Annotated in this window: 22 protein-coding genes; 10 read left to right on the forward strand and 12 right to left on the reverse strand. The window is 54.7% G+C overall.

Going from position 1 to position 24,779, the window contains the following annotated elements:
• Window positions 1-111: 111 nt before the first annotated feature.
• A complete protein-coding gene (locus M9H61_RS05125; RefSeq protein ID WP_114097336.1) occupies window positions 112-276 on the reverse strand; it encodes a DUF1127 domain-containing protein in 165 nt (54 codons plus the stop codon).
• A gap of 691 nt (window positions 277-967) precedes the next feature.
• Here M9H61_RS05125 and M9H61_RS05130 point away from each other — a divergent pair.
• The 4 genes from M9H61_RS05130 (at window position 968) to M9H61_RS05145 (ending at window position 5,232) form a co-directional block, all read left to right on the forward strand.
• Window positions 968-2,230, forward strand: a complete 1,263-nt coding sequence (locus M9H61_RS05130) for an ABC transporter substrate-binding protein (RefSeq protein ID WP_068518894.1) — start codon at window positions 968-970, stop codon at window positions 2,228-2,230.
• Window positions 2,231-2,326: 96 nt separating this feature from the next.
• The gene (locus M9H61_RS05135) at window positions 2,327-3,235 is read left to right on the forward strand and encodes a carbohydrate ABC transporter permease (RefSeq protein WP_068518893.1); all 909 of its coding nucleotides are present in this window, start codon (window positions 2,327-2,329) and stop codon (window positions 3,233-3,235) included.
• Window positions 3,228-4,115, forward strand: a complete 888-nt coding sequence (locus tag M9H61_RS05140; RefSeq protein ID WP_068518892.1) for a carbohydrate ABC transporter permease — start codon at window positions 3,228-3,230, stop codon at window positions 4,113-4,115. The genes M9H61_RS05135 and M9H61_RS05140 overlap by 8 nt, the downstream gene beginning before the upstream one ends.
• Before the next feature lie 4 nt (window positions 4,116-4,119).
• Window positions 4,120-5,232, forward strand: a complete 1,113-nt coding sequence (locus M9H61_RS05145) for an ABC transporter ATP-binding protein (protein WP_068518891.1) — start codon at window positions 4,120-4,122, stop codon at window positions 5,230-5,232.
• Window positions 5,233-5,354: 122 nt separating this feature from the next.
• Here the strand turns inward: M9H61_RS05145 and M9H61_RS05150 are convergent, their stop codons facing one another.
• The 3 genes from M9H61_RS05150 to M9H61_RS05160 form a co-directional block, all read right to left on the reverse strand.
• On the reverse strand, window positions 5,355-6,866 hold the full coding sequence (locus M9H61_RS05150; protein WP_250283740.1) for a cell wall metabolism sensor histidine kinase WalK: 1,512 nt from the start codon (window positions 6,864-6,866) through the stop codon (window positions 5,355-5,357).
• Window positions 6,867-6,875: 9 nt separating this feature from the next.
• Window positions 6,876-7,547, reverse strand: a complete 672-nt coding sequence (locus M9H61_RS05155; protein ID WP_305879850.1) for a response regulator — start codon at window positions 7,545-7,547, stop codon at window positions 6,876-6,878.
• A gap of 226 nt (window positions 7,548-7,773) precedes the next feature.
• Entirely contained in the window at window positions 7,774-9,369 is a 1,596-nt protein-coding gene (locus M9H61_RS05160; RefSeq protein ID WP_250283741.1) for a choice-of-anchor I family protein, read from the reverse strand.
• Between the two features lie 183 nt (window positions 9,370-9,552).
• Between M9H61_RS05160 and M9H61_RS05165 the strand changes: the two genes are divergently transcribed.
• From M9H61_RS05165 to M9H61_RS05175, 3 genes are read left to right on the forward strand one after another with little or no spacing between them, the layout of a single operon-like run.
• On the forward strand, window positions 9,553-10,560 hold the full coding sequence (locus M9H61_RS05165) for an NAD(P)/FAD-dependent oxidoreductase (RefSeq protein ID WP_250283744.1): 1,008 nt from the start codon (window positions 9,553-9,555) through the stop codon (window positions 10,558-10,560).
• Between the two features lie 18 nt (window positions 10,561-10,578).
• Window positions 10,579-10,773, forward strand: a complete 195-nt coding sequence (locus M9H61_RS05170; protein ID WP_250283747.1) for a DUF2256 domain-containing protein — start codon at window positions 10,579-10,581, stop codon at window positions 10,771-10,773.
• Entirely contained in the window at window positions 10,770-11,054 is a 285-nt protein-coding gene (locus M9H61_RS05175) for a DUF3253 domain-containing protein (RefSeq protein WP_250283749.1), read from the forward strand. Before M9H61_RS05170 ends, M9H61_RS05175 begins: the two co-directional genes overlap by 4 nt.
• Before the next feature lie 3 nt (window positions 11,055-11,057).
• Here the strand turns inward: M9H61_RS05175 and pgi are convergent, their stop codons facing one another.
• From pgi to M9H61_RS05210, 7 genes are all read right to left on the reverse strand, one after another.
• Window positions 11,058-12,704 carry a glucose-6-phosphate isomerase gene (pgi, locus tag M9H61_RS05180; protein ID WP_250283751.1) on the reverse strand — a complete coding sequence of 549 codons (1,647 nt, stop codon included), beginning with the start codon at window positions 12,702-12,704 and terminating at the stop codon, window positions 11,058-11,060.
• Between the two features lie 152 nt (window positions 12,705-12,856).
• The gene (locus tag M9H61_RS05185; protein ID WP_250283753.1) at window positions 12,857-13,816 is read right to left on the reverse strand and encodes a PfkB family carbohydrate kinase; all 960 of its coding nucleotides are present in this window, start codon (window positions 13,814-13,816) and stop codon (window positions 12,857-12,859) included.
• 137 nt (window positions 13,817-13,953) lie between these two features.
• Window positions 13,954-14,562, reverse strand: coding sequence for a tyrosine phosphatase family protein (locus M9H61_RS05190; protein ID WP_250283755.1), 609 nt, complete (start codon window positions 14,560-14,562; stop codon window positions 13,954-13,956).
• Window positions 14,563-14,715: 153 nt separating this feature from the next.
• Entirely contained in the window at window positions 14,716-15,687 is a 972-nt protein-coding gene (gene speB, locus M9H61_RS05195) for an agmatinase (protein WP_068517409.1), read from the reverse strand.
• Window positions 15,688-15,725: 38 nt separating this feature from the next.
• Window positions 15,726-17,231, reverse strand: a complete 1,506-nt coding sequence (locus M9H61_RS05200; RefSeq protein ID WP_068517408.1) for an aldehyde dehydrogenase — start codon at window positions 17,229-17,231, stop codon at window positions 15,726-15,728.
• Between the two features lie 85 nt (window positions 17,232-17,316).
• Window positions 17,317-17,865 (reverse strand): cupin domain-containing protein, encoded by a 549-nt coding sequence (locus M9H61_RS05205; protein ID WP_068517407.1) that lies wholly within the window; start codon window positions 17,863-17,865, stop codon window positions 17,317-17,319.
• 42 nt (window positions 17,866-17,907) lie between these two features.
• A complete protein-coding gene (locus M9H61_RS05210) occupies window positions 17,908-19,290 on the reverse strand; it encodes a glutamine synthetase family protein (protein ID WP_068517406.1) in 1,383 nt (460 codons plus the stop codon).
• Window positions 19,291-19,606: 316 nt separating this feature from the next.
• Here M9H61_RS05210 and M9H61_RS05215 point away from each other — a divergent pair, with 316 nt between their 5' ends.
• From M9H61_RS05215 to M9H61_RS05225, 3 genes are all read left to right on the forward strand, one after another.
• Entirely contained in the window at window positions 19,607-20,977 is a 1,371-nt protein-coding gene (locus M9H61_RS05215; RefSeq protein ID WP_068517405.1) for an aspartate aminotransferase family protein, read from the forward strand.
• 253 nt (window positions 20,978-21,230) lie between these two features.
• Window positions 21,231-22,580 carry an FAD-binding oxidoreductase gene (locus M9H61_RS05220; RefSeq protein WP_250283757.1) on the forward strand — a complete coding sequence of 450 codons (1,350 nt, stop codon included), beginning with the start codon at window positions 21,231-21,233 and terminating at the stop codon, window positions 22,578-22,580.
• Window positions 22,581-22,703: 123 nt separating this feature from the next.
• Window positions 22,704-23,201 (forward strand): group III truncated hemoglobin, encoded by a 498-nt coding sequence (locus M9H61_RS05225; protein ID WP_068517435.1) that lies wholly within the window; start codon window positions 22,704-22,706, stop codon window positions 23,199-23,201.
• Window positions 23,202-23,238: 37 nt separating this feature from the next.
• Here the strand turns inward: M9H61_RS05225 and M9H61_RS05230 are convergent, their stop codons facing one another.
• Entirely contained in the window at window positions 23,239-24,555 is a 1,317-nt protein-coding gene (locus tag M9H61_RS05230) for an FAD-binding oxidoreductase (protein WP_250283758.1), read from the reverse strand.
• Between the last annotated feature and the right edge of the window lie 224 nt (window positions 24,556-24,779).

A 24,779-nucleotide genomic window follows, 5' to 3' on the forward strand; every position in this document is an offset into this window, starting at 1 on the left:
AAGATTGAATTACCAAAAGACGAAACTGTCGCCCAAAACACAAAAAGCCGGACTGATGTCCGGCTTCCGCATTGGCCATCCCGATAAACGGGTGCCTAAAGTGCGCTGGCGTTATGCAATCGCGTCACGAGCTGCTTTACGAGCAACGTCTTTGATCTGCCAGTGAGAAATACCGACATCATCAAGATCGCGCTTATCGAGGCCGTAAAGTTCATTCGCAACCGAGCGTGCATAGGCCCAACGGCGAACAGCAACAAGAATACTGGACAGGAACATGTTGAACCTCCTTGGGTTACAAAATTCGAATGCTGCCTTGGAGCTCACCTCCAACTGTCTGGCGCATTCACCTCAGTAGTTTCGCAATGCAATATGCCCAAGGGTCACTCAATCCTCAATTGCCAAAGTTTGCACATCATCTGTTCCATTTTGTCACATATAAGCCCGTGACCACGGCTGATCGGCCACGAAACCCCGAAGTTATGCATATTTCACAGGTGTTTTCAGCCAACGGACGCCCCGTCAAAACGTACCGCGGCGCGGCAAAACACCGGCGATCACGGGCAATATCAGCTTTATTTTGACGGAAATAACGTCTGTTTTCGCGAAATTGATGACCGATTTGACATCGGGCAAACAGGATCGCCTGTTTTGTCGACCGACAACAGATCCGTCAAAACCGGCAAATGGCGTAAAACAGGTTTCATTTGTGCCGGATCGCATCGTAAACCATATCAATATGCGTGAATTTTCCGGTACTTGTGACGGTCCGGAACATCTCTGATGCTGACAAACGCTCTAATTGTTTTTGCTGCCCTGCAATATGGTGATTGGCTACCACATTATTTTTGTAACAGATTGTTTCAGTTCGCATTCTGGAAACGCCCTGTTACAGTTTTGTGGATGCATTGAACGGTCTCTCACAGCATGTTGTCGCTGCAAATGGTTCAAAGCCAGGGAGGAAACCTAAATGTATCTGCGCAAAACCATCCTCGCCACCGGTGTGGCGATTTCTGCACTCGCAACTGCAAGCTTTGCACATGCAGAGCCGACCGCTGAAGTTCTGCACTGGTGGACTTCGGGCGGCGAAGCGAAAGCTGTTGCTGCACTTAAAGAAGATTTCGAAGCCAAAGGCGGCAAATGGGTCGATAGCCCGGTTGCTGGTGGTGGCGGCGATGCGGCCATGACCGTTCTGCGTTCGCGCGTTCTGTCTGGTGACGCACCGGCTGCTGTTCAGCTTAAAGGTCCGGCGATCCAGGATTGGGCCGAACAGGGTGCGCTTGCTGATCTCAATGACGTTGCCGAAGCAGAAGGCTGGGACAAGGTTATCCCGCCTGCGATTCAGGACGTCATGAAGTATGAAGGCGACTATGTTGCTGTTCCGGTAAACATTCACCGTGTTGACTGGATCTGGGCAAACCCGACCCTTCTGGCAAAAGTCGGCGCGACCGAAGCCCCGAAAACCTGGGACGAGTTCAACGCCCTTGCTGACAAACTCAAAGCTGCCGGTATTACCCCGGTTGCCCATGGTGGTCAGCCGTGGCAGGACGCAACTGTCTTTGAAACCGTCGTTCTTGGCCTTGGCGGCCCGGAATTCTTCCAGAAGGCCCTGGTTGATCTCGACGAAGACGCTCTGAAATCCGACACCATGAAAGCGGTGTTCGACCAGATGCGCAAAATCCGCGGTTATGTCGATGCCGACTTCCCGGGTCGTGACTGGAACCTTGCAACCGCAATGGTCATGAATGGCGAAGCTGCCATGCAGATCATGGGTGACTGGGCAAAAGGCGAATTCCTTGCTGCTGGCAAAGTACCGGGCAAAGACTTCATCTGCTCGGCAACCCCGTCTGAGCACGGCTACCTGTTCAACGTTGACAGCTTTGCAATGTTCAACGTTTCGGGTGACGACAAGGTCGAAGGCCAGAAACTGCTTGCTGAACTGATCGTTGGCGAGAAGTTCCAGGAAACCTTCAACCTTCTCAAAGGTTCGATCCCGGCACGTCTTGGTGTTTCGCTCGACAAGTTCGACGATTGCGCCAAGAAATCCGAAGCTGACCTTCTGGCAGCCCAGGAAGCTGGTGGCTTCCTGCCGTCCATGGCACACGGCATGGCACTTCGCGGCCACCTGTCCGGTGCGATCGTTGACGTTGTCACCGCCCACTTCAACTCCGACATGTCGTCTGACGAAGCCGTCTCGCGTCTGGTCGAAGCTGTTGAACTGGCCAAAGACTAATCTCACCTGATCTGAACAGTCTTATCGACTGAATCGTATGCAGGCCCCGGTTTCCGGGGCCTGCTTCCCGCTACTTTAACTTTTGAGGCAAAGGGTATGGGGGCTTCTCAAAGCACCGAAAGCAACCTGACGGCCCGCATCCAGCGTCATCTTTCCAAGATCGTTGTTGCACCGTCCTTTGCTGCGTCCCTGTTTTTCGTTTACGGGTTCATCCTGTGGACGGGCTATATGGCGTTTTCCAAGTCGCGCATGCTTCCTGTATGGGATTGGGCAGGCCTGCGACAGTATGAACGCCTGTGGCAAATGGAACGCTGGCATGTTGCCATTGAAAACCTTCTGGTCTTTGGCGGTCTGTTTATCGTGACCTGCCTGATCATCGGGTGCCTCTTGGCAGTTCTTCTGGATCAGCGTATTCGCGCCGAAGGCGCACTTCGCACGATCTTCCTGTATCCGATGGCCCTGTCCTTCATTGTGACCGGTACCGTCTGGAAATGGCTTCTCAATCCGGGCCTCGGCCTTGAAAGCATGATGCATGATTTTGGCTGGACGAGCTTCAAGTTCGACTGGCTGGTCAATTCGGACATGGCGATCTACACGGTTGTGATCGCGGCTGTCTGGCAGGCATCGGGCTTTGTCATGGCAATGTTCCTTGCGGCATTGCGCGGCGTCGATCAGGACATCATTCGCGCAGCCTATATGGACGGTGCCAGCCTGCCCCGTATCTATTTCGGCATTATCATTCCGTCGATCCGCCCGGTTTTCCTGAGTGCGATCGTCGTTCTGGCCCATCTGGCCGTCAAAAGCTTTGACCTGGTCATCGCCCTTACGGGTGGCGGTCCGGGTTACGCATCGGATCTTCCGGCAACCTTCATGTACACCATGGCATTCCAGCGCAACCAGCTTGGTGTTGGCGCGGCCAGTGCAATGATGATGCTGGCAACCGTTATGGCAATCATTGTGCCGTACCTGTATTCCGAACTGCGCGGAGGCAAGAAAAATGGCTGATCTTCAGACCTATAGCCACGACGCAGGCTGGAAAAACACGGTGCTGCGCGGCTTGCTCTATCTCGTTTTGATCCTGTTCGCAGCCTATTATCTGTTCCCGCTGATCGTCATGATTTCAACATCGTTGAAGTCGCTTGACGAAATCCGCGAAGGATCACTGATTTCGCTGCCGCGGGTGGTGACGTTTGATGCATGGAATTATGCATGGAACGAAGCCTGCGTCGGTGTGGAATGCACCGGGATCAAAGTCTATTTCTGGAACTCGGTCAAAATGGCGATCCCCGCCGTTCTGATTTCGACCTTCCTTGGTGCGATCAACGGATATGCACTGACCAAATGGCGGTTCAAGGGTGCCAACATCGTGTTTGCGCTTCTGCTGTTTGGGTGCTTCATTCCGTTCCAGGTCGTTCTGCTGCCGATGTCACAGGTTCTTGGCAAGCTCGGCCTTGCCAGCTCGACCCCGGGCCTTGTTATGGTCCATGTCGTTTACGGCCTTTGCTTCACCACCCTGTTCTTCCGGAACTATTACGTATCGATCCCGGATGAACTGGTAAAGGCAGCCACCATTGACGGTGCGGGTTTCTTCACCATTTTCTGGCGCATCATTCTGCCGATTTCGACCCCGATCATCGTGGTTTCGGTCATCTGGCAGTTCACCCAGATCTGGAATGACTTCCTCTTTGGCGCGTCCTTTGCCTCTGGCGAAAACGCTCCGATGACAGTCGCACTCAACAATATCGTCAACACCACTACCGGCGTGAAACAGTACAATGTCGATATGGCAGCAGCCCTGCTGACCGGTCTTCCGACATTGCTGGTTTATGTCCTGGCAGGCAAATACTTCGTCCGCGGCCTGACCGCCGGTTCGGTGAAGGGATAAGCAAATGGCATCACTCACCCTCGATAAAGTTCGCAAGGCCTTTGGCCCTGTCGAAGTTCTCAAGGAAATCAATCTGGCAATCGAAGATGGCGAGTTTCTCGTCCTTGTCGGTCCGTCAGGTTGCGGTAAATCGACCCTTCTGAACCTGATTGCCGGTCTGGAAAGTTCGACCGGCGGGGAAATCCGCATTGGTGATCGCGTCATCAACGACGTACACCCCAAAGACCGTAACATCGCCATGGTGTTCCAGTCCTATGCGCTGTACCCGAACATGACGGTTCGCAAGAACATTACCTTTGGTCTGGAAATCCGCGGTGTGTCGGCACAGGAACGTGACAAGGCCGTTGCCGATGTCGCCAAGCTGCTTCAGATCGAGCCGCTTCTGGATCGCAAACCGTCCCAGCTTTCGGGTGGTCAGCGTCAGCGCGTTGCCATGGGCCGTGCGCTTGTGCGTGATCCGGATATCTTCCTGTTTGACGAACCGCTGTCCAACCTTGATGCCAAGCTGCGCGTCGACATGCGGACCGAGATCAAGAAGCTGCATCAGCGTCTTGGATCAACCATTGTCTATGTGACGCATGACCAGATCGAAGCAATGACCCTTGCATCACGCATCGCGGTCATGAAAGGTGGCATTCTTCAGCAGTTCGATACGCCGCAGAACATCTATGAGCGCCCCAACAACATGTTTGTTGCCGGCTTCATCGGTTCGCCATCCATGAACTTTGTCGATGCGACCCTGATCGACAATGGCGGCAAGCTTGCCGTTTCAATCGAACGTGATGGCGGTCCGATTACCCTGCCGCTGTTCGAAGCACCGGAAAGCTACAAGGCCTATGTCGGCAAGAAAGTCGTCTTTGGCATCCGTCCGGAAGGCCTGACACACAAGCGCACCGGCTCAGACGAACCGGGCAGCCAGTATGTCAACTTCGACAGCAAGGTCGAAGTGATCGAACCGACCGGTGCCGACACCATGACGGTGATCGACATTGCCGGCAAAGAAATCGTCGCACGTGTCCGTCCGGACCGCGCACCGACACCGGGCGAGAGCATGACCTTCTCGGCCGACATGTCTCAGATCAGTCTGTTTGACCCGGAAACCGAGTTGCGGATCTGATCTGACTGGCGGGTGGTTCTGGGGGCCACCCGCCATTCTTCTTTTACCGGTGTGTCAAACCTGCCGGTCATGAAAAAAGCGGCCCGAATATGCGGGCCGCTTTTTTGTTTCTGCCATCCCGATCAGTTGGGCGCAATGATCCGCCGCGGCAGCGATATGGTGACCTCAAGCCCCTTGCCTGGCATATTGCGCAGGCTGATCCGTCCGTCATGGGCGTCAATCACGGTTTTGACAATCGACAGTCCAAGCCCACTGCCCCCGGTGCTGCGCGCACGCGATCCTTCAACGCGATAGAATGGCAGGAAAACCTTGTCCTGATGTTCGACCGGAATGCCCGGCCCCTCGTCACGGATGGTCACCAGAACATTGTCCGCTGTTGCTTCCAGACTGACCTTGGCGCGATGACCATATTTCAGGGCATTTTCAATCAGGTTGGTAAAGGCGCGTTTCAATGTACCCGGTCGGCAGGTCAATCGAATGCTGCGTTTGCCATCAAATGAATGGGGCTCGTCCCCGCCGCCAAACACCGTATGAACCGATGAAAATTGTAATGGCTGCGGACCGTCGAAACTGACAGGACGGCCGAGATCGGCATAGTCATCGCAAATCGCTTCAAGCACGGAAACGAAATCAACGGTGCGTTCTTCTTCTTTCTGAATCCAGTCGCCCAGAAAATCGAGCGCATCATTCAAAAGACCGTCCATTTCATCCAGATCGCGCAGAACGGTTTCGCGCAATTCATCATTTTCAATGAATTCGGCACGCAGACGAAGGCGGGTACTCGGTGTGCGCAAATCATGCGAAATCGCTGCCAGCATGCGGGTACGATCACCCAGCATGCGCGAAATCCGTTCGCGCAAATCGTTATAGGCCGCGGCCATTGACCGGGCTTCGGTCGGGCCGCGTTCTTCGACCAGCGGGCCATCGACCTCGTCCCCATGGGCAATGATTGCTGCGGTCAACTTTTTGAACGGTCCGGCCAGCAAATCGGCAAGGGCGGCAAAGACGGCCAAAACCGCAACCACCCCCATCAGAAACATCAGGAACACAAGCGATGGCGATGAATAGCTGGCCCATAATTCATCATGACTGATCAAAAGCCGCTTGCCCGACGGCATCATGATTTCAAGCTGGGCTTCCAGTCCCAGACGCGCCATTTCGCGCGACAATTCTGCAAAAAACAGGCTGGGGTTTTCGGTGGCCTCGATGGTGGCACGTTGTTCGGAACTCAGGCGCCCGCGCAGGAAATGGACCTTGACCGATGTCGGCCAACCGGTATTGGCCAGTCGCACCGGCATGGCGATATGTTGTGCCGGCCTTGAAAACAAAAGCAACGTGCCAAGATCATCGGCCGGCAAAATGCGCAATGCCATGCCATCGCGCGCCGCGATATCGACGATATTGGCTTCAAATTCGGGATTGTCGGCAATGCGGGCCAGCTCACGAATGGTGAAGCCCAACGTATAGGCCCGGCTGATCCGTTCGTTGCGTTCAATGACATAATAGGATGCCAACGCACTCAGCACGGCAATGATCACCCCACCCAGCATCATCAGCATAAAGATCCGCCCACCCAAGGTACGCGGTTTGTAGCGTCTTAGATAATCACTGAACTGTGCGAACATGTCCGCCATCACACAGTCCTAAAGCGTCTGTGTATCGGCGCAGAACTGATACCCGATCCCGCGAACGGTTTTGATCAGTTTGGGATTTTTCGCATCTTTTTCGATCTTGCGCCGCAGGCGGCTGATCTGGATGTCGATGCTGCGATCAAATGGCAGTGAACTTTGCCCGCGGACAATATCAACAAGCTGTTCACGCGACAGCGCCCGCTTGTTGTTTTTCACCAGTGCCAGCAACAATGAAAATTCACCGGTCGACAGATGCACCGCCACATTGTCGGCATCGCGCAATTCACGCGATCCGATATCCAATGTCCATTCACCGAAAATAATACGCTGGGTCGGGGCCACTTCATTGTCGGTCGGCCCCACCGCCCCGGTTTCAAACCGGCGAAACACCGCCCGGATACGGGCCAGAAGTTCGCGAGGATTGAACGGTTTGGTCAAATAGTCATCCGCACCAAGTTCAAGCCCAAGAATACGGTCGGTATCCTCACCCACCGCTGTCAGCATCACGATCGGCACCTTGGATGTGCGCCGGACATCCCGGCATAACGCAAACCCGTCTTCGCCCGGCAGCATGATGTCCAGAATGACCAGATCAATCTTCCAGTCGCGCAAGGCACGGTGCATCTCGTTGCCGTCAGAAACGGTCGTGATGCGAAAACCATGCTGCAGCAGGAACTTTTTCAAAAGCTTCTGGATTTCCTGATCATCATCGACAACCAGAATATGAGGTTCACGTCGCGTAGTCAGAGTCCCGAACTCCCCTTTATCAATCGGTCATGTTCCTGACCGTGCGCGGAGTTTAGTCCATATTGCCTTCGGATTGAAACATTTTACCATGACCTGATCATAAAAGAAAAAGCCGGGCTGAACCCGGCTTTCCCTGTATCTGCCCGATACGTCTCATCGGGTTTTATTTCAGGTCATAGACCTTGGTGCTGCCCGATACTTCGGATGCAATCACCAGCATGGCATTCCCGGTCGGGCTGTCCTTGGCATCAACGAACTGCATGCCTTCGGGTGCCAGTTCGCCTGCGGTGTCAGCTTCGGGATTGCCCGAGAAACGGCGATCACTGTGATAGGTGACAAATTGCGGGTTGGCCGGATTGGTCAGATCATAGACCATAAAGCCACCCTGCCGTTCCAGTCCGATAAAGGCATAGGGAACGCCGTTGACATACCCCGCAGCAATGCCTTCGGGTTCCGGGCCTTTGTCGTCGGAACGATTGTCACGGCTGTAATTTTCGGTGTCCGAGGAATTAAAGACATTGGCATATTTCGCCGCCAGCACCTGCTCGAATGCATCACCGCTATCAAAGACCATCTCACCGCTGGCATTCAGAACCGAGAATGACCGCGCGCCATAGCTGTAAATAACGTCAACATCCCCGTCACCATCGGTGTCACCCTGTGCGGTTGTCGTTTTCAACCGGCCAAGATTTTCGTCTTTCTGAAGGGTGTCGGCATTCGGGAAGACAACCGGGTCAAGGGTCAGTTTGCCAACCCGGGTTTCTTCGCTGTAACCGTCATAGTCACGGGAATCGCCTTCGTTGGCGATCAGGATCCAGTCCTTGCCGCCAATTTCAATCGCATCAATGGTATCGGGCATATACATGCCCATCACCGGCCAGGTGCGGATATTGATCTTGCCGTCCTTGTCACTGGCATCAAAGGCATGAACCGAATGGTCCTTGAAACCAAGACCGGCCACATGTTTGACCGTCGCGGTTTCGATATCGATGATGGCGACTGCATTGTTTTCCTGAAGCGACACATAGGCGGTCCTGCTGTCACCTGAAACAGCAATGTATTCCGGCTCGATATCCTGGGCGACACTTGACGTACCCGGGTTGGATGTCCGCATCCCGTATGGCAGTTCCGCATCATTCAGGAACCTGAAGTCAACCGTGCGCACATCGGCATCGCTCAAACCATCGACACCACCGGCAATCGAAATGATTGAAACGCTGCCTTCCGGGTCGTTGCTGAATGCGTCATTGGGTTCGCCTTCATTGGCAACAAGGACGTATTTTCCATCGGGTGAAAACTTGATCATGTCGGGCAATGCACCGACTGTTACCGATGCGATAAAGTTGCCTTCGGTATCAAAAAACACCGCCTTGCCCGGGGCCTGCTTGTCTTCATTCTCGACCGCGACGGCAACAATCCCGTTTTTCACCGCAACACTGTTTGCGCCCTTGCCCCAGGTCGCAAGTTCAAGTGCGCCAAGCTTGGAAAGCTTGTCGGGGTTTGACATATCAAGGATATCAATCGCCTTGTCCGCGCCATTGACGACAAAGATGCGTTTGGACACCGGGTCAAATGCCGGGATTTCTGCGGCACCCTCATCGAGCATGCCGGTGCGATATTCGCCCATCGGCACAATCGTGATCGGATGTGCGCCCGCGTTGGCAACACTTTCGGTCATCATCGCGTGATCTGGTGCAGTACCGGCACAGGCCGTCAAAAGTACGGAAATAGCAGCAGTTGCCATCAATGAAGAACGCATAATTCCCCCTTGGTAAACGGTTCGACAGATCAGACAACCTGCTGATTTGTTGTAACGGTTTGATGACCCGGGCGTGACAGTTTCATAAATATCTTGTGGCAGTGACTGCTCCAACCCGCCCCGTCTTGCGTATCAGAATCAAACCGCTGAATTGTCGCAACACCACATCATCGGGGCTGTCAGATGAAAGCAATCCGCATCGCCATCATCGGCGCAGGCATGACCGGACTGAAAGCTGCAAGCACTTTGCACAAGGTCGGGATGGACATCACCGTCTTTGAAAAAAGCCGTGGTCTGGGCGGGCGACTGGCATCACGGCGAACCGATTTCGGTCATTTCAATCACGGTGCGCAATATGTTACCGCCCGGCATCCCGGTTTTGCCGCCTATCTGGAACAGGCCGCATCACATAACGCCGCCCAGAACTGGAAACCGAACCTGCATCATGGCGACATTCCCGCCATGCAAAGTGCCGGGAACCTTGCGCTTGATCACTGGTATCAAGGCGCGCCGCAAATGAACAAGCTGATCAGCCCGCTTGTCGATGCCTTTACCATTCACAAACAGCACCGCATCACCAGAATTGAACAGCTTGATCGAAAAAGCTTTGTCCTTCATGACGATCTGGACGGGGAATTCGGCCCGTTTGACGGGGTTATCGTAACGGCCCCTGCCCCGCAGACGGCTGAATTGTTGCGGCCACTTTCAGCGCGTTATGACGCGATTGGTGACGTGGTTACCGCGCCATGCTGGGCGGTGATGGCGGCCTTTGAACAGCCACTTCCGACGGCATTTGATGCCATGCTGCATCCATCCCCGGCAATTAGCTGGGCAGCACGCAGCACACAGTCAGATGATCTGTTCCATCGGCGCTGTCCCGACCCCTGGGTTCTTCATGCCAGTCCGCAATGGTCGCGCGACCATCTTGAAGATGACAAGGACCGCGTGATTGAAAACCTTCTGGCTGCCCTGCGCGATGTGAGTGGTGTCAAACTACCGCAATTGCATTCGGTGCAGGCCCATCGCTGGCGCTATGCGCGCACCGAACAGCCACTCGGTTCAAGCCATCTGAACGGTATGAACGGGCGCGTGATCGCCGCCGGGGACTGGTGTCTTGGTGCCCGGGTCGAAGCCGCATGGCGCAGCGGTCAGTCTGCCGCCCATGCTATGATTGAAACCCTGATCGGATAAGTACGACCCGGTAATGCCATGCCCCGCAATGCCAATGGATCATTCCGCGCCAAGGCGCATTTGCCGTCAAAGACATGCCTGTCCTGCGGTCGGCCATTTTTGTGGCGGCGCAAATGGAAAACCTGTTGGGAAGACGTCAAATACTGTTCCGACCGATGCCGCAACAGCCGTCCGCACAAAAGATCACCTGAGCATGATGGTGTTGGGTCATGATGGTTGATGATGTCGAAGAAACCCGGCCAACCTATGCGGTTTTGCGCCAAAGAATGCTGTCACTTGCCGCCCGGCGCGGTGCGGACAAATCCTTCTGCCCGTCCGAGGTCGCCCGATCATTTGGCAAAAACTGGACCGATCTGATGCCGCGCATTCATCAGGTGGCCGAACAGCTCTGCGCCGAACGGCTGCTTGAATATCAAAAGGGCGGTATCAGCCATGGCCAAAACCGCCCTTCCGGTGCCTATCGGCTTTGTCTGGTCCCCGATGACGGGAACTAGCAATCACCCGCGCAAAGCATGCAGACGCTTGATCAGGCCCGCTGTTGATGCGTCACGCGCACCGGCGTCTTCCTTGCCTTCGACCATCGGCAGCAACTCCTTGGCAAGCTGCTTGCCAAGTTCGACGCCCCACTGGTCATAGGAATTGACGTTCCAGATGACGCCCTGAACAAAGATTTTATGTTCATACATCGCCACCAAGCGGCCAAGGGTGAATGGATCAAGCTGCTTATACAGGATCATGGTGCTGGGCTTGTTCCCGGCAAATACCTTTTGCGGGGCAAGAACATCAATCTCGGCCGGGGAAAGGTCACTGCCCGCCAGTTCGGCCCGCACTTCATCCTCGGTCTTGCCACGCATCAATGCTTCGGCCTGCGCCAGACAGTTCGACACCAGCTTGTCGTGATGGTTGCCAAGCGGATGGAGCGCATTGGCCGCAACAATGAAATCAACCGGGATCAGTTCGGTGCCCTGATGGATCAGCTGATAAAACGCATGCTGGCCATTGGTGCCGGGCTCGCCCCAGATGATCGGTCCGGTTTCATAGGCAATCGCCTTGCCATCGCGGGTGACAGATTTGCCGTTACTTTCCATATCGGCCTGCTGCAAATAGGCTGGCAGCCGCGAAAGATGCTGATCATAAGGCAGGATGGCCTGGCTCGATGCGCCCAGAACATTGCGATACCACACCCCGATCAGGGCCAGGATCATCGGAATGTTGGTTTCCACCGGTGCGGTTTTGAAATGGTTATCCATTGATTGCGCACCGCGCAGAAGGTCCTCGAACTTGTCATAGCCGACAGCCAGAATGATCGGCAAACCAATCGCCGACCACAGGCTGTAACGCCCGCCTACCCAGTCCCAGAACCCAAATGCATTATCGGTATCAATGCCAAATGCGGCGACCTTATCAAGGGCGGTTGAAACCGCCACGAAATGTTTGGCGACCGCACTTTGATCCCCCAGCGCCTTCACCAGCCAGTCACGAGCGGAATAGGCATTGGTCAGGGTTTCATCGGTCGTAAAGGTCTTGGACGCAATGATGAAAAGTGTCGTTTCCGCATCAAGATCCTTGAGCGTATCGACAATATGCGCGCCATCGACGTTTGAAACGAAATGGCAGCGAATGCCATCAATATGGAACGGGCGAAGTGCCTCATTGACCATCACCGGGCCAAGGTCGGATCCGCCAATACCGATATTGACCACATCGGTTATTTTCTTGCCTGTATGACCCTTCCATTCGCCGGAATGAACACGCGTGGCAAATGCCTTAAGCCGTGCCAGCACTTCCTTGACGGCGGGCATGACGTCTTCGCCATCAACCTTGACCGCACCGCCATCCAGATTGCGAAGGGCCGTGTGCAAAACAGCACGGTTTTCGGTGATATTGATCCTGTCACCGGCAAACATCCGGTCGCGCCATTCTTCGACATTCGCAGCCTTGGCCAGGCGCACAAGGGCGGCCATCACATCATCGGTGATCAGGTTTTTCGAATAATCGACAAACAGGTCATTAAGCGCGGCGCTATAACGTTCGAACCGTGCCGGATCATCGGCAAATGCCTGGCGCAGGTTCAGTTTCCCGGAAACCTCCGCGCCCAATTGATCCAGTTCTTCCCAGTTTGCAGTCAGTTTGTCAGCGGACATCACCACCCTCGGCCTTGTTCAACGTATTACACACCAAAACAGTGCAGTCGCGATCCCGCAGACTAGCATCTTGTTCAAACCATGTGTGGGACAGTTTGCAGAATGTCGTGGCAAGATTATGCGGATACCACGACATTCCTGTTGCTGGCGCCTTAGCGCGCTGAAAGAAAGTCTTCGACTTCCTTTTCGGTCGGAAGCGCATTGATGGCCCCGCGCTTGGTCGCGGTAATCGCCCCCACCGCATTGGCAAAGCGACATGCCGCAATCAGCTTTTCCTCGGCCCCCAGAAGTTCCGGGTCTTTCAGCAAACGCGACAGGAAGCCCGCCGTGCATCCGTCCCCGGCACCAGTGGCATCCACCGCCGTTACGTCAAACGACGGAACGAAACCGTCAAATTCCGGCGTGATAAAGCGCGATCCTTTGGGGCCATAGGTCACGACAAGTGCACGCCACTGGTCACACCAAAGATCCTTGATGCCGTCTTCCAGGTCTTCCTTGCCAGATACAAAGATGATTTCTTCGTCCGACATCTTGACGACATCGGCCTGACTGATCGCAAGACGCAGGATTTCACGCGCCTTTTCAACACTTGGCCAAAGCGGCAGGCGAAGGTTCGGGTCACATGAAATGATCGCCCCGTTTTCACGCGCGATACGGATGGCCTCAAGGGTGGCGGCGCGCGGATCATCATCGATCATGCACAGGGTTCCGTAATGGAACAGATCGGTTGATGTCAGCATATCCCGATCAAGATCGGCCGGGCACAGCAACATGTCCGCCGACGGGCTGCGATAGAATGAAAATTCGCGTTCGCCATCGGCACGAAGCGACACGAATGCCAATCCGGTCAGCGCTTCCTTGGTCAGAACAATACCCGATGTATCAACATTATCGGCCTTAAGCGTATCAACAAGGAAATGCCCAAAGGCATCATCGCCAAGTTTGCCGATAAAGCCGGTATCAATGCCCAGACGTTTCAATCCCACAGCCGCATTGCCCGGCGCCCCCCCTGCTGCCTTGGCAAAGGCAGGCGCATCGGCAAGGCCGGTACCGGTCACAGTCGGAACAAAATCAATCAGCAGTTCCCCAAGACAAACAGCTTTGGCTGTCATGACGTTTCTCCGTTCGGATTGTCCGCAAACAAATGCGGACCCGTTATCAAATTCATGTTGCGATCTGTGGGACCGACGGGCTTTTTAAATCGATTCAATTTGACGTGCAAACCAAAATCGGAACGAATGATAGCACATCACTGTGTGGATGCCTTTTGGCGGGCCAGTGCGCGGCCAAATTCGATCTCGCGCGCACGTTCAAGTTCGGTCATCCAGCGTTCAAACATGTCATCACGTTCCAGCTGAATGGCATAGTGACGATGCAAGGCGGCGGTCAGTCGCCCTTCGCGCCCCAGCATGTCATCGGCAAACGCAATCATGACCGAATTCGGCCAGGCAATCGGGCGCATTTCGCGAATGGTGGTGAAAATGCTGTCTTCGTCACGATCCGGTTCGATTTGCGCCATCAGGGTAATCATGGCTGCGGTTGAGCGCGACACACCCATATGGCAATGCACCAGCAAGTGACCATCACGGCGATCTGCGTGGCTGGCTTTCAGGGCCTCGCCAAAGGCCAGAATGGCTTCGACATCCTGACGGGTCGGTGCCGGACGGCCTTCCTTGTCGTCAATCACGTCATGAAACCGCAAAACGGTCCGTTCATGCGGGCCAAAATCGCCAAAGATGGGCGGATCTTCCCGGTCAGGATCAAGAACTGACAGGATATGGGAAACCCCGTGATTACGATGGGTTGGCAATTCATCAATGCCACAGATGGTCAAACGGGTAATCGCGATCGGTTTCATTTTTCATTTCCTGTCATGTTTCATTTCTTATTCGGCCCTATCAGAGCACAAGAAAATGAAAAAACAAGGGCCGGCGCCTGTTAAAAGCACCAGCCCTTGAATATTTCCAGTGCGCGCAACTGACTGCGTCGCCCTGGCCTATGAGCAGAACCGTTATTTCGCGCGGTTTACCGCATGAATGTTCAGCATTTCCCACGCCATGGTCGCCCCGGCAAGGGATGTGATGTCCGAAACATCAAATGGCGGGGATACTTCAACCACGTCACTGCCGATCAGGTTCACATGACCGGCAAGACCGCGCAGGATCGACACTGCCTGATGGCTGGTCAAACCGCCCAGAACCGGCGTACCGGTTCCCGGCGCATAGCACGGGTCAAGACCATCAATGTCAAAGGTGATATAGGCCGGGTTGTTGCCAACCGTTGCCTTGATCTGTTCGACAATGGCGTCAATCGACATCGACTGAACTTCCGGGCCATAGATGATGTTATAGCCGTGCGTCGATTCATTGTGGGTCCGAATACCGACCTGAATGGATTTCGACGGATTGACGATGCCCTTTTTCGCCGCGTGCCAGAACATGGTGCCGTGATCGATACGGTCGCCATCATCTTCCCAGGTATCGGAATGGGCATCAAACTGGATCAGGGAAATACCATCACCGTATTTTTCGGCATGGGCTTTCAGGATCGGATAGGTGATGAAGTGATCCCCACCAATCGTCAGCATCTTCGCACCTGACTGCACGATATCGCGCGCGTGGTCTTCGATCATGTCAGGCAGTTTTTCCGGATGGCCCGGATCGATCACCATATCGCCGTAATCAATCACCGCCAGTTCGGCAAAGATATCGCGCCCGGACGGAAAATGCGGTGCCCATGCAAGATTGGTCGATGCACGACGCACCCCCTGCGGGCCGAGGCGCGTGCCTGGACGGCTTGATGTCGCAAGGTCATAGGGAATGCCCGTCACGGCAATATCAATACCGTTAAGATCACGCGAATAGCGGCGGCGCATGAATGACAGCGCACCGGAATACATCGGCTCGCTGGTATTCTGATGCACAGATTTCGCCGTAAAGGCGTTATCACCGCCCTTGGTGTCAATGACGCCAGTGCTGCTCATTTTTCTTCCCTTATCTCCGAATGAGAACCTGCTTGTAATCAGGCGTCGCCCAGCGCAATCCAGGTCGACTTGATTTCACAATATTTATCGAGCGCATGCAGCGAACGATCGCGACCGGTGCCGGACTGCTTGTAACCACCAAACGGCATGGTGATTGATCCCCCGTCCCAGCAATTGACCCAGACAAGACCCGAACGCAGTTTCTTTGCGGTCATGTGTGCCTTGTTGATGTCGCGCGTCCAAACCGCTGCTGCGAGACCATATGGCGTATCATTTGCCGTCTGAACAGCCTCTTTCCAGTCCTTGACCGAAATAACCGACAGAACCGGGCCAAAGATTTCTTCCTTGGCGATTGTCATATCGTTTTTGATGCCATCAAACACGGTCGGTTCGACATAATAGCCACCGGACTCGGTGCGTGCGCGTTTGCCACCGGTGCGCAGAACGCCACCTTCGGCAGAACCTTTTTCGATGTAGCCCAGAACGCGGTTCATCTGGCTTTCATCGACAATCGCGCCCATCTGGCTTTTCGGATCAAGCGGATCACCCGGCTGCATTTTTGCACCCGCTGCAATGACCTTTTCGATGAATTCATCCTTGATGCTTTCTTCGACAATCAGGCGCGAACCGGCTGTGCAGACCTCGCCCTGGTTATAGAAAATACCACCGGCTGCGGCCGCGGCCGCGGCATCCATATCCGGGCAATCGGCCAGAACAATGTTCGGGCTTTTGCCACCACATTCAAGCCAGACGCGCTTCATGTTCGACTGACCCGAATATTGCAGGAACAGCTTGCCGACTTCGCCCGACCCGGTAAAGGTCACGCAATCGACATCTTCATGCAGGCCAAGCGCCTTGCCCGCCGTCGGACCAAAGCCCGGCACAACGTTCAGAACACCTTCGGGAATACCGGCCTCAACCGCGATTTCCGCCACACGAAGGGCGGTCAGCGGCGATTGTTCTGCCGGTTTCAGGATGATCGAATTGCCCATCGCCAATGCCGGGCCAAGCTTCCAGACCGCCATCATCAGCGGGAAGTTCCACGGCACCACTGCCGCAACCACGCCAAGCGGCTCACGGGTGATCATGCCGATTTCATTGGTGCCCGACGGCGAGATTTCATCATAAATCTTGTCAATCGCCTCGGCATACCAGCGGATGCATTTGTAAGACAGCGGAATATCATCGCGGGCAGCAAGCGTGATCGGCTTGCCCATATCAAGGCTTTCAAGCAATGCCAGCTCGGCTGCATTCTTTTCAAGAAGGTCCGCGAAATGAAGCAGGATCGCCTTGCGTTTGGCAGGTGCCGCTTCGGACCAGCTGCCTTTTTCAAAGACTGCGCGGGCCGATGCCACCGCACGGTTGACGTCTTCGACATCGCATTCGGCAACCTTGGTCAGAACCGACCCGTCGCGCGGGCTGATGCAATCGAATGTCTTGCCCGATGCGGCATCAACATAGGCACCGTTGATGAACGCCTTGTTGCGAATATCAAGGGCGGCGGCCTGTGCGGTCAGTTGTTCAAAATTCAACGGATTGGTCATCGGAAGTCTCCTGACGGATGGCGCTTTTGGGGCCTTGTTCAATATCGGAATTCAGGTCGGGTCATATGCCCGATACTTTACGCGATCAGTATGACGGCGGTGTGGCAGCACTGACGACTTCGCATTCCCCGTCCCCGACATTGCGGAAACGGTGCGGAATTTCTGCATTGAAGTAATAGGCATCACCAGGGCCAAGAACCTTGACCCGCTCGCCCACTGTCACCTCAAGTTTCCCGCGGATAATGACACCGGCTTCCTCGCCCTTCTGAACGATAAGATTGTCACCGGTATCGCCACCCGCCGGATAGGTTTCATGCAACACGCGCAATTTGCGATCCTTGCGCGATGCCCCGACAAGACGCATTGACATCGTCCCGTCGGAAAGTTCGACAAGCTCTTCTTTTTTAAAGAAAATTTCTTCACCATTGTCGAGATCAATGGTGAAGAAATCAATCAGGCTCATCGGGATGCCTGCCAGCACTTTGGCAAGACTGTCAACAGACGGGCTGACACGATTTTGTTCAATCGTTGAAATCGTACTGTTCGTGACACCGGCACGTCGTGCCAGTTCACGCTGCGACAGCCCGTACATGCTGCGCACAGCTTTCAGACGATCCCCGACCTTTTGCGACATTCCCGGTTGTTCCCTATTGAATGTTTTTATTTTTACCTGCGGTCAGACCGCATCAAGGTACCAGCGATATTCAAGCTGGGTGACCTCGGCAAAGAATTCGTCATATTCGGCCCGACGGCAGATATCAAAGACCTCGACGAAGCGTTCACCAAGATATTCCTTGACGATCTTGCCATCCACGAAACGATCAAGAGCAGAAATCATGCTGCGCGGAACAATCCGCCCGCCATGCTGTTCATAACCGTTACCAACGGTCGGCTCGCCCGGATCAAGCTTGTTTTTCATGCCGTAATGCATCCCGGCCAGAACACAGGCCAGCACCAGATACGGGTTGGCATCCGCCCCCGACACGCGATGTTCGACACGGGCGGCCTTGGGGCTGCCGGCCGGAATACGCAACGCGACCGTACGGTTGTTCAAACCCCAGTTCGGCGACATCGGCGCATAGGCCTTGTTCTGGAACCGGCGATATGAATTCGGGTTCGGCGCGAATACCGCCATGCTTTCAAACATCGCTTCCTGCAAACCGCCAATCGCAAAGCGCAGGTTTTCGGAAACTTCCTCGCCCGCGACCGGGGACAGCACGTTATTGTCATCCTTGTCCCGCAAGGACACATGAACATGCAAACCGTTGCCCGCCTGATCGGAATAGGGTTTGGCCATGAAAGTCGCGGTCACACCATGGTCCCAGGCAATGCCCTTGACCACGCGTTTAAGCTGCATTGCATGGTCAGCGGCCAGCATCGGATCGGTCACATGACCAAGGTTGATTTCAAACTGACCGGGTCCGGCTTCGGCAACGATGGTGTCGGCCGGAATGCCCTGACGGTTCAGTTCGGCAACCGCGTCATGAAGGACCTTTTCAAAGTCTTCGATCTGCTGAAGGCCGTAAACCTGCACACCGTCCGATGCGATCCCGCCGCCAAGCGGCTGGGGCGGAAGCGGTTCAGCGGTCTTTTCGTTCTGATCTGCCAGATAGAATTCAAGTTCAAGGGCGACGGTCGGATACAGACCATCGGCCGCCATGCGATCAACAACGCCCTGCAACACATTGCGCGGATCGGCAAAGAACTTGGTACCATCCAGGTTATGCAGGCTCATCATGACCTGCGCCAAGGGCAATTCGCCATATGGAACAAGACACAGGGTTCCCGGGATCGGTTTTGCCAGATTGTCCTGGTCACCGCTCGACCAAAGAAGCCCCGTTCCTTCCGGGGTGTCACCGGTAATATCGACCAGGCACATGGAGCCCGGCAAAGTCACACCTTCGGTAAAACTTTTGAGAAACTTCTGCTTGCTGATTCGCTTGCCGCGAAACACGCCGTTAATGTCGGGAATGAGCAACTCAACAAGTTCGACATCAGGGTTTTCTTCAAAGAATCGTTGGGCTTCCGCCCTACTGTCTTCGACGAACGACTTGTTCATCGTCTTATACTCCCAGAAAAGGCCTTTTATTAAAGGAATTGTGCCTGTGTTCCATCGTGCCGCGCCGGAATGCCCCGGTCAAGCCCCTTCGTTCGATATATCGTGCAAATCATGCAGTGCAAAAGAATTCACCGGTCGAAACAACTCTTTAACAATGGCCGTCCCGAACCAACCACTGGATAACAAAAACCGAGTTGGATAGCCGAAAAATTTTGTCGAAAAATCCTCTTGCAAAGGTGTTCAAAAAAACGAACACTGATTACAGATGTTCAACATATCGCACAAAAGCAGACAAACTGCGCTGTCAGGAGACGTTATGAATAATTTCGACAAAACCGCCTATTGGCAGGACATCGACCAGGCACACCATATTCATCCGTTCACCGATACAGCGGATCTGAATAACCGTGGCACCCGGGTGATCACCCGTGCCGAAGGCGTGTTTATCGAGGACTCGAACGGCAAACGCTATCTTGATGGTATGGCCGGTCTGTGGTGCGTCAATGTCGGCTATGGCCGCAAGGAACTGGCTGAAGTCGCTTACAAGCAGATGCTTGAACTGCCCTATTACAACAACTTCTTCCAGTGCGCGAATACCCCGGCGATCGAGCTTTCCAAAGTTCTTGCCGAAATCACGCCAGATGGCCTGAACCACGTATTCTATGCCAATTCCGGTTCGGAGGCGAACGACACGGTTGTCCGTATGGTGCGCCAGTACTGGAAACTCAAAGGCACGCCGGAACGTTCGGTGATCATCAGCCGCAAGAACGCCTATCACGGGTCGACCGTTGCCGGTTCGTCGCTTGGCGGGATGGCCGGCATGCACGCCCAGGGCGGCCCGCTTCTGCCGGATGTGGTCCATATTGATCAGCCATACTGGTACGGCGAAGGCGGCGATCACACCCCGGAAGAATTCGGCCTGATTGCGGCGCGCAAACTCGAAGAAAAGATCGAGGAACTTGGCGCGGATCGCGTTGGCGCCTTTATCGGTGAACCGATCCAGGGTGCTGGCGGCGTCATCATTCCGCCGTCAACCTATTGGCCGGAAATCCAGCGCATCTGCAAGAAATACGACATTCTTCTGATCGCTGATGAAGTTATCTGCGGCTTTGGCCGGACCGGTGCATGGTTCGGCTCCGATACCTTTGACATCAAACCGGACCTGATGCCGATGGCAAAAGGCATGTCATCGGGTTATCTGCCGATTTCGGCCGTCATGGTCGGTGATCGCGTGGCGGATGTGCTGATCAATGAATGTGGTGAATTCACCCATGGCTTCACCTATTCCGGTCATCCGGCATGTGCCGCCGTGGCCCTTGAAAACATTCGCATTCTGCGCGACGAAAAGATGGTTGAACGCGTCAAGGATGACATTGGCCCCTATTTCGCCAAGGCCCTTAAAACCCTTGAAGACCATCCGCTGGTCGGTGCGGTTGAAACGGTTGGCCTGATTGCCGGCATGCCGCTGGTTGATGACAAGAAAACCCGCAAGATGTTCGACAAGCCGGGCACGGTTGGGACCATCTGCCGCGATGCCTGTGTTGCCAATGGCGTGATCATGCGTGCCTGTGGTGATCGCATGGTACTTTCCCCGCCGCTTTGCATCACCAAGGAAGAAATTGACGAACTGGTCAAACGCGCCCGCGCGGCCTTTGACGAGACGGCAAAGAAAATCGGCAAAATGTAATTTCTGATCGATTTCAGGACCTTAACGAAATACCCGGCATGCATTATCATCGCCGGGTATTTTCATTTTATGGCCATCGCACCAAGCCCCGACCACCTGACTGATAGGCCGCCCCGGCCTCTGATCAACTTTGACCAACTGTTGACCGCCACTCGACCAACTCTATCACGTGACTGTCCGCCCCGTTGTTTCGGCTCGAGTTTTGCCTCAACTTTTGCCCCAACTTTTACCTCACCCCACTATGAGACGCCCCATGCTCAAACGCATTTATCAGCCGGCCGCCTATCAGACGCACACCCTGCCTGACAGCTTCTGGGTGCAAAGCGCATCCCCCCTTCCCGATTGCCAACAATTGCCGCGTGATGCGGTCATCAAGGCCGATGTTGCGATTATCGGTGGCGGATATTGTGGCCTGTCGGCGGCACTTGAACTTGCCAAAAACGGGGCTGATGTCGCGGTCTTTGACGCCGGTCGCAGTGGCTGGGGGGCTTCGGGACGCAATGGCGGTTTCTGCTGCATGGGCGGCAGCGGCAAGGGATATGGTGAGCTTGCCAAACGGTTTGGCGACGATGCCGTGCGTCACTTTGCCCTCATTCAGCGCGATGCCGTCAATCTGGTTGATCAGCGCCTGCGCGACTGGAACATTGATGCCGATCGTCATTCGGATGGAGAAGTTGTGCTGGCCCATAAACCCAACCGCGTGCGCGACCTTCATCACGAAGCTGACGAGATCGCCCATTTCACCAGTATTCAGACCGAATTTCTTGACAAGGATGCCCTGATCGAACGCGGCCTGAATGCCGGGGATACCTATGGCGGCTTGCACGTCAAAGAAGGTTTCGGCCTTAACCCCATGAAATATCTGGCGGGTTTGCATGAAAAATGCATTGCGGCAGGTGTTCGGATATTTGAACAGGCCCGCATCGACCGCTTTGTTGAAGATGGTGAAAACTATCGTCTTTATGCCGGCGACAGCCAGATCACCGCAAGCAAGATTGTCATTGCAACAAACGGATACAGTGCCGAAAACCTTCCTGACTGGCTTGGCGGGCGCCTGATGCCGGTATTTTCGGGCATTCTTGTCACCCGGCCCCTAAGTGATGCGGAACTGGCCGCACAGGGCTGGACAAGTGATCTGATGGCTTTTGACAGCCGCATTCTGCTGCATTATTTCCGCAAGCTGCCTGATAACCGGTTCCTGTTTGGCGGACGTGGCGGCATTACCGCGACCGAGGCCGCCTTTGCCGCGGGCAAGCAGGACTTGCTTGATAATTTCCATCGCATATTCCCGGCCTGGCGCGACATTGAACTGACCCATCACTGGAACGGGCTTGCCTGTCTGTCGCAAAGCTGGCGTCCCTATATCGGGCGCGTGCCCGGTCATCATGATGTCTGGACCGCACTTGCCTGGCATGGCAATGGTGTGGCGCTGGCCAGTCTCGGCGGCAAGATGCTGGCGGAATGCATGCTGGGCATCAGCGATCAGGAAGATCTGGGTGCTGTTATTGCAACACCGATGCAGCGTTTCCCGCTTCCAGCCCTGCGGCGCGTTGCCCGGTCGGTTGCCTATCGCTATTACGGTTTGCGCGACCGTTACGCATAACAGGTCTGCCGATCCGGGGCCGTGATCTGTTTGCGCCCCGGGTCAAAGTGACATATGTCATATTCCAACATCGCGGATTTGCGTAAAACTGCGGTCTATCCAGCGAACCACGGGCCATGTGACATGTCTGAAAAACAGCCTACCCTTGCCGAAATCAAGGAACGCCGCGAAATCGCCACCCGCCGTATCAAGGAAGATACCGGGATCGATCACGACATGATCAAAAATATCGTTCACGGCTTTTATGCCAAGGTTCGCGAAGATGAAATGCTCGGCCCAGTATTTGCCGAAAAGGTCGAAAACTGGGACCATCACCTTGATCGCATGGTGATGTTCTGGTCATCGGTTGCCCTTGCCACTGGTAATTATGACGGCCGCCCGATGCAAAAGCACCTGCCGCTTAAAATCACCCGCCATCATTTTGATCGCTGGCTGCAACTGTTTGCGCTGACCCTTTCGGAACATTGCAAGGAAGCCGCCGCACGGCATTTCATGGAACGTGCGCTGCGTATTGCGTCAAGTTTTGAAATCGGGATTGCCGCCCATAATGGTGTCATCCTGTCCAAGGGTGAACGCTATGACCCGGTGACAAGCTGGTCACCCGGGAACGGCGACACCTGACCCCGTCAGGCAGCCCATCCGGATTTGCCCGAACCGATCACAGCTTGTCGCGGATCGAATACCACAGCATGGCCGCCACCAGCATCGGGAACCGTAATGCCTTGCCCCCCGGGAAAATCGGGGTCTTGATATTGGCCATCACATCGAACCGTTCCATGGTTCCGCCCACTGCATCGGCCATGATCTGACCGGCAAGGGTCGCCATCGCCACCCCGTGCCCGGAATAGCCGCTGGCGGTAAAGATATTATCCTCGATCCGGCGGAAGAACGGCATGCGGTTCATGGTGATCGCCAATGTCCCGCCCCAGCCATAATCGATTTTGACGTCTTTAAGCTGCGGATAGACTTCCAGCATATGGGGCGCGACAAACGATTTGATGTCTTTGGGGAAAGTATAACCATAGGTCTCCCCGCCGCCAAACAGCATGCGTTTATCGGCACTCAGCCGGTAATAGTTGATCACGAACTTTGAATCTGCGACCGCCACATCATCGCGGATCAATTCACGCGCCAAATCATCGCCTAGCGGTTCGGTCGCGATGATGAAATTGTTGATCGGCATGACGCGTTTCGCGACACGATCATCAAGCGCATCAAGATACCCGTTACAGCCAAGGATGAGTTTGTTAGCGCTAACAACGCCGCCATCCCTTGTTTTCACCGTTACCTTGCCAGCCTGACTTTCATAGGACGTCACAACGGAATTTTCAAAAATTCGCGCCCCGGCTGCACGTGCCGCATCGGCAATCCCCAATGCGAAATTCAGCGGATGAATATGCCCCGCCCCCATATCCAGCGACCCGCCGTGATAAAATTCCGATCCCAGCATGGCGCGCATTTCATCTCGATCCACGGCCCGGATCTGGTCATAGCCGTATTCGGATTGCAGCTTTTCAACATATTCATGGGTTTCCGGGACAAAACGCGCCCGATGGTCAGCATGGAGGATGCCCGGTTTCCAGTCGCATTTGATATCGTGTTTGGTGATCAGGGATTTGACGATATCCTTGGACTGTTCGGCGATATCCCAAAGTTTGCGGGCATCATCGCGCCCGACCATTTTTTCAAGATCATCCTGTTCGCGGCGCTGGCCCGACCCGACCTGTCCGCCATTGCGCCCCGATGCGCCCCACCCCACACGATGGGCTTCAAGCACAATCACATCAAAGCCGCGCACGGCCAGATGCAGTGCGGATGACAACCCGGTAAAGCCCCCGCCAATCACCACAATGTCACAGGTTTGATCGCCTTCCAGCTTGGCAAACGGGTCGGTCGCATTCGCCGTTGCCGCGTAATAGGATGCCGGATAGGTGCCGTCCCGGTCATTGGCGGTCAGCAGGTTCGGGGTAAACATGAGGAATCCTCATTTTCGTTGAATATTGTGGCTCTATCCTGCCCGATCAGGGGCAGCTATCAAGGGAAAACTGCCTGTTTCTAATGACTTTGACCGGATTTCGCGGATTATGCCAAAACAGGCAACCATCGGGATAAAGGATTGCGTCAACCCGCATCCGCAACGCGATATCTGTCAGCAGAAATCCATCAAAACCATCCAAAACAGGCAGGATGACAAATCCC

Origin of the sequence: Thalassospira sp. GO-4 (assembly GCF_023588965.1) — a bacterium.
GTDB classification, from domain to species: Bacteria; Pseudomonadota; Alphaproteobacteria; order Rhodospirillales; family Thalassospiraceae; genus Thalassospira; species Thalassospira povalilytica.

Excerpts from the sequence above, each read along its gene's own strand:
- M9H61_RS05210 (WP_068517406.1), bottom strand. The coding sequence starts at position 19,290 with ATGAACAAGTCGTTCGTCGAAGACAGTAGGGCGGAAGCCCAACGATTC.
- M9H61_RS05170 (WP_250283747.1), top strand. The coding sequence starts at position 10,579 with ATGCCCCGCAATGCCAATGGATCATTCCGCGCCAAGGCGCATTTGCCG.
- M9H61_RS05150 (WP_250283740.1), bottom strand. The coding sequence starts at position 6,866 with ATGGCGGACATGTTCGCACAGTTCAGTGATTATCTAAGACGCTACAAA.
- M9H61_RS05145 (WP_068518891.1), top strand. The coding sequence starts at position 4,120 with ATGGCATCACTCACCCTCGATAAAGTTCGCAAGGCCTTTGGCCCTGTC.
- M9H61_RS05165 (WP_250283744.1), top strand. The coding sequence starts at position 9,553 with ATGAAAGCAATCCGCATCGCCATCATCGGCGCAGGCATGACCGGACTG.
- M9H61_RS05205 (WP_068517407.1), bottom strand. The coding sequence starts at position 17,865 with ATGTCGCAAAAGGTCGGGGATCGTCTGAAAGCTGTGCGCAGCATGTAC.
- M9H61_RS05160 (WP_250283741.1), bottom strand. The coding sequence starts at position 9,369 with ATGCGTTCTTCATTGATGGCAACTGCTGCTATTTCCGTACTTTTGACG.
- speB (WP_068517409.1), bottom strand. The coding sequence starts at position 15,687 with ATGAGCAGCACTGGCGTCATTGACACCAAGGGCGGTGATAACGCCTTT.
- M9H61_RS05130 (WP_068518894.1), top strand. The coding sequence starts at position 968 with ATGTATCTGCGCAAAACCATCCTCGCCACCGGTGTGGCGATTTCTGCA.
- M9H61_RS05230 (WP_250283758.1), bottom strand. The coding sequence starts at position 24,555 with ATGTTTACCCCGAACCTGCTGACCGCCAATGACCGGGACGGCACCTAT.
- M9H61_RS05140 (WP_068518892.1), top strand. The coding sequence starts at position 3,228 with ATGGCTGATCTTCAGACCTATAGCCACGACGCAGGCTGGAAAAACACG.
- M9H61_RS05135 (WP_068518893.1), top strand. The coding sequence starts at position 2,327 with ATGGGGGCTTCTCAAAGCACCGAAAGCAACCTGACGGCCCGCATCCAG.
- pgi (WP_250283751.1), bottom strand. The coding sequence starts at position 12,704 with ATGTCCGCTGACAAACTGACTGCAAACTGGGAAGAACTGGATCAATTG.
- M9H61_RS05175 (WP_250283749.1), top strand. The coding sequence starts at position 10,770 with ATGATGGTTGATGATGTCGAAGAAACCCGGCCAACCTATGCGGTTTTG.
- M9H61_RS05215 (WP_068517405.1), top strand. The coding sequence starts at position 19,607 with ATGAATAATTTCGACAAAACCGCCTATTGGCAGGACATCGACCAGGCA.
- M9H61_RS05185 (WP_250283753.1), bottom strand. The coding sequence starts at position 13,816 with ATGACAGCCAAAGCTGTTTGTCTTGGGGAACTGCTGATTGATTTTGTT.
- M9H61_RS05200 (WP_068517408.1), bottom strand. The coding sequence starts at position 17,231 with ATGACCAATCCGTTGAATTTTGAACAACTGACCGCACAGGCCGCCGCC.
- M9H61_RS05190 (WP_250283755.1), bottom strand. The coding sequence starts at position 14,562 with ATGAAACCGATCGCGATTACCCGTTTGACCATCTGTGGCATTGATGAA.
- M9H61_RS05225 (WP_068517435.1), top strand. The coding sequence starts at position 22,704 with ATGTCTGAAAAACAGCCTACCCTTGCCGAAATCAAGGAACGCCGCGAA.
- M9H61_RS05220 (WP_250283757.1), top strand. The coding sequence starts at position 21,231 with ATGCTCAAACGCATTTATCAGCCGGCCGCCTATCAGACGCACACCCTG.
- M9H61_RS05125 (WP_114097336.1), bottom strand. The coding sequence starts at position 276 with ATGTTCCTGTCCAGTATTCTTGTTGCTGTTCGCCGTTGGGCCTATGCA.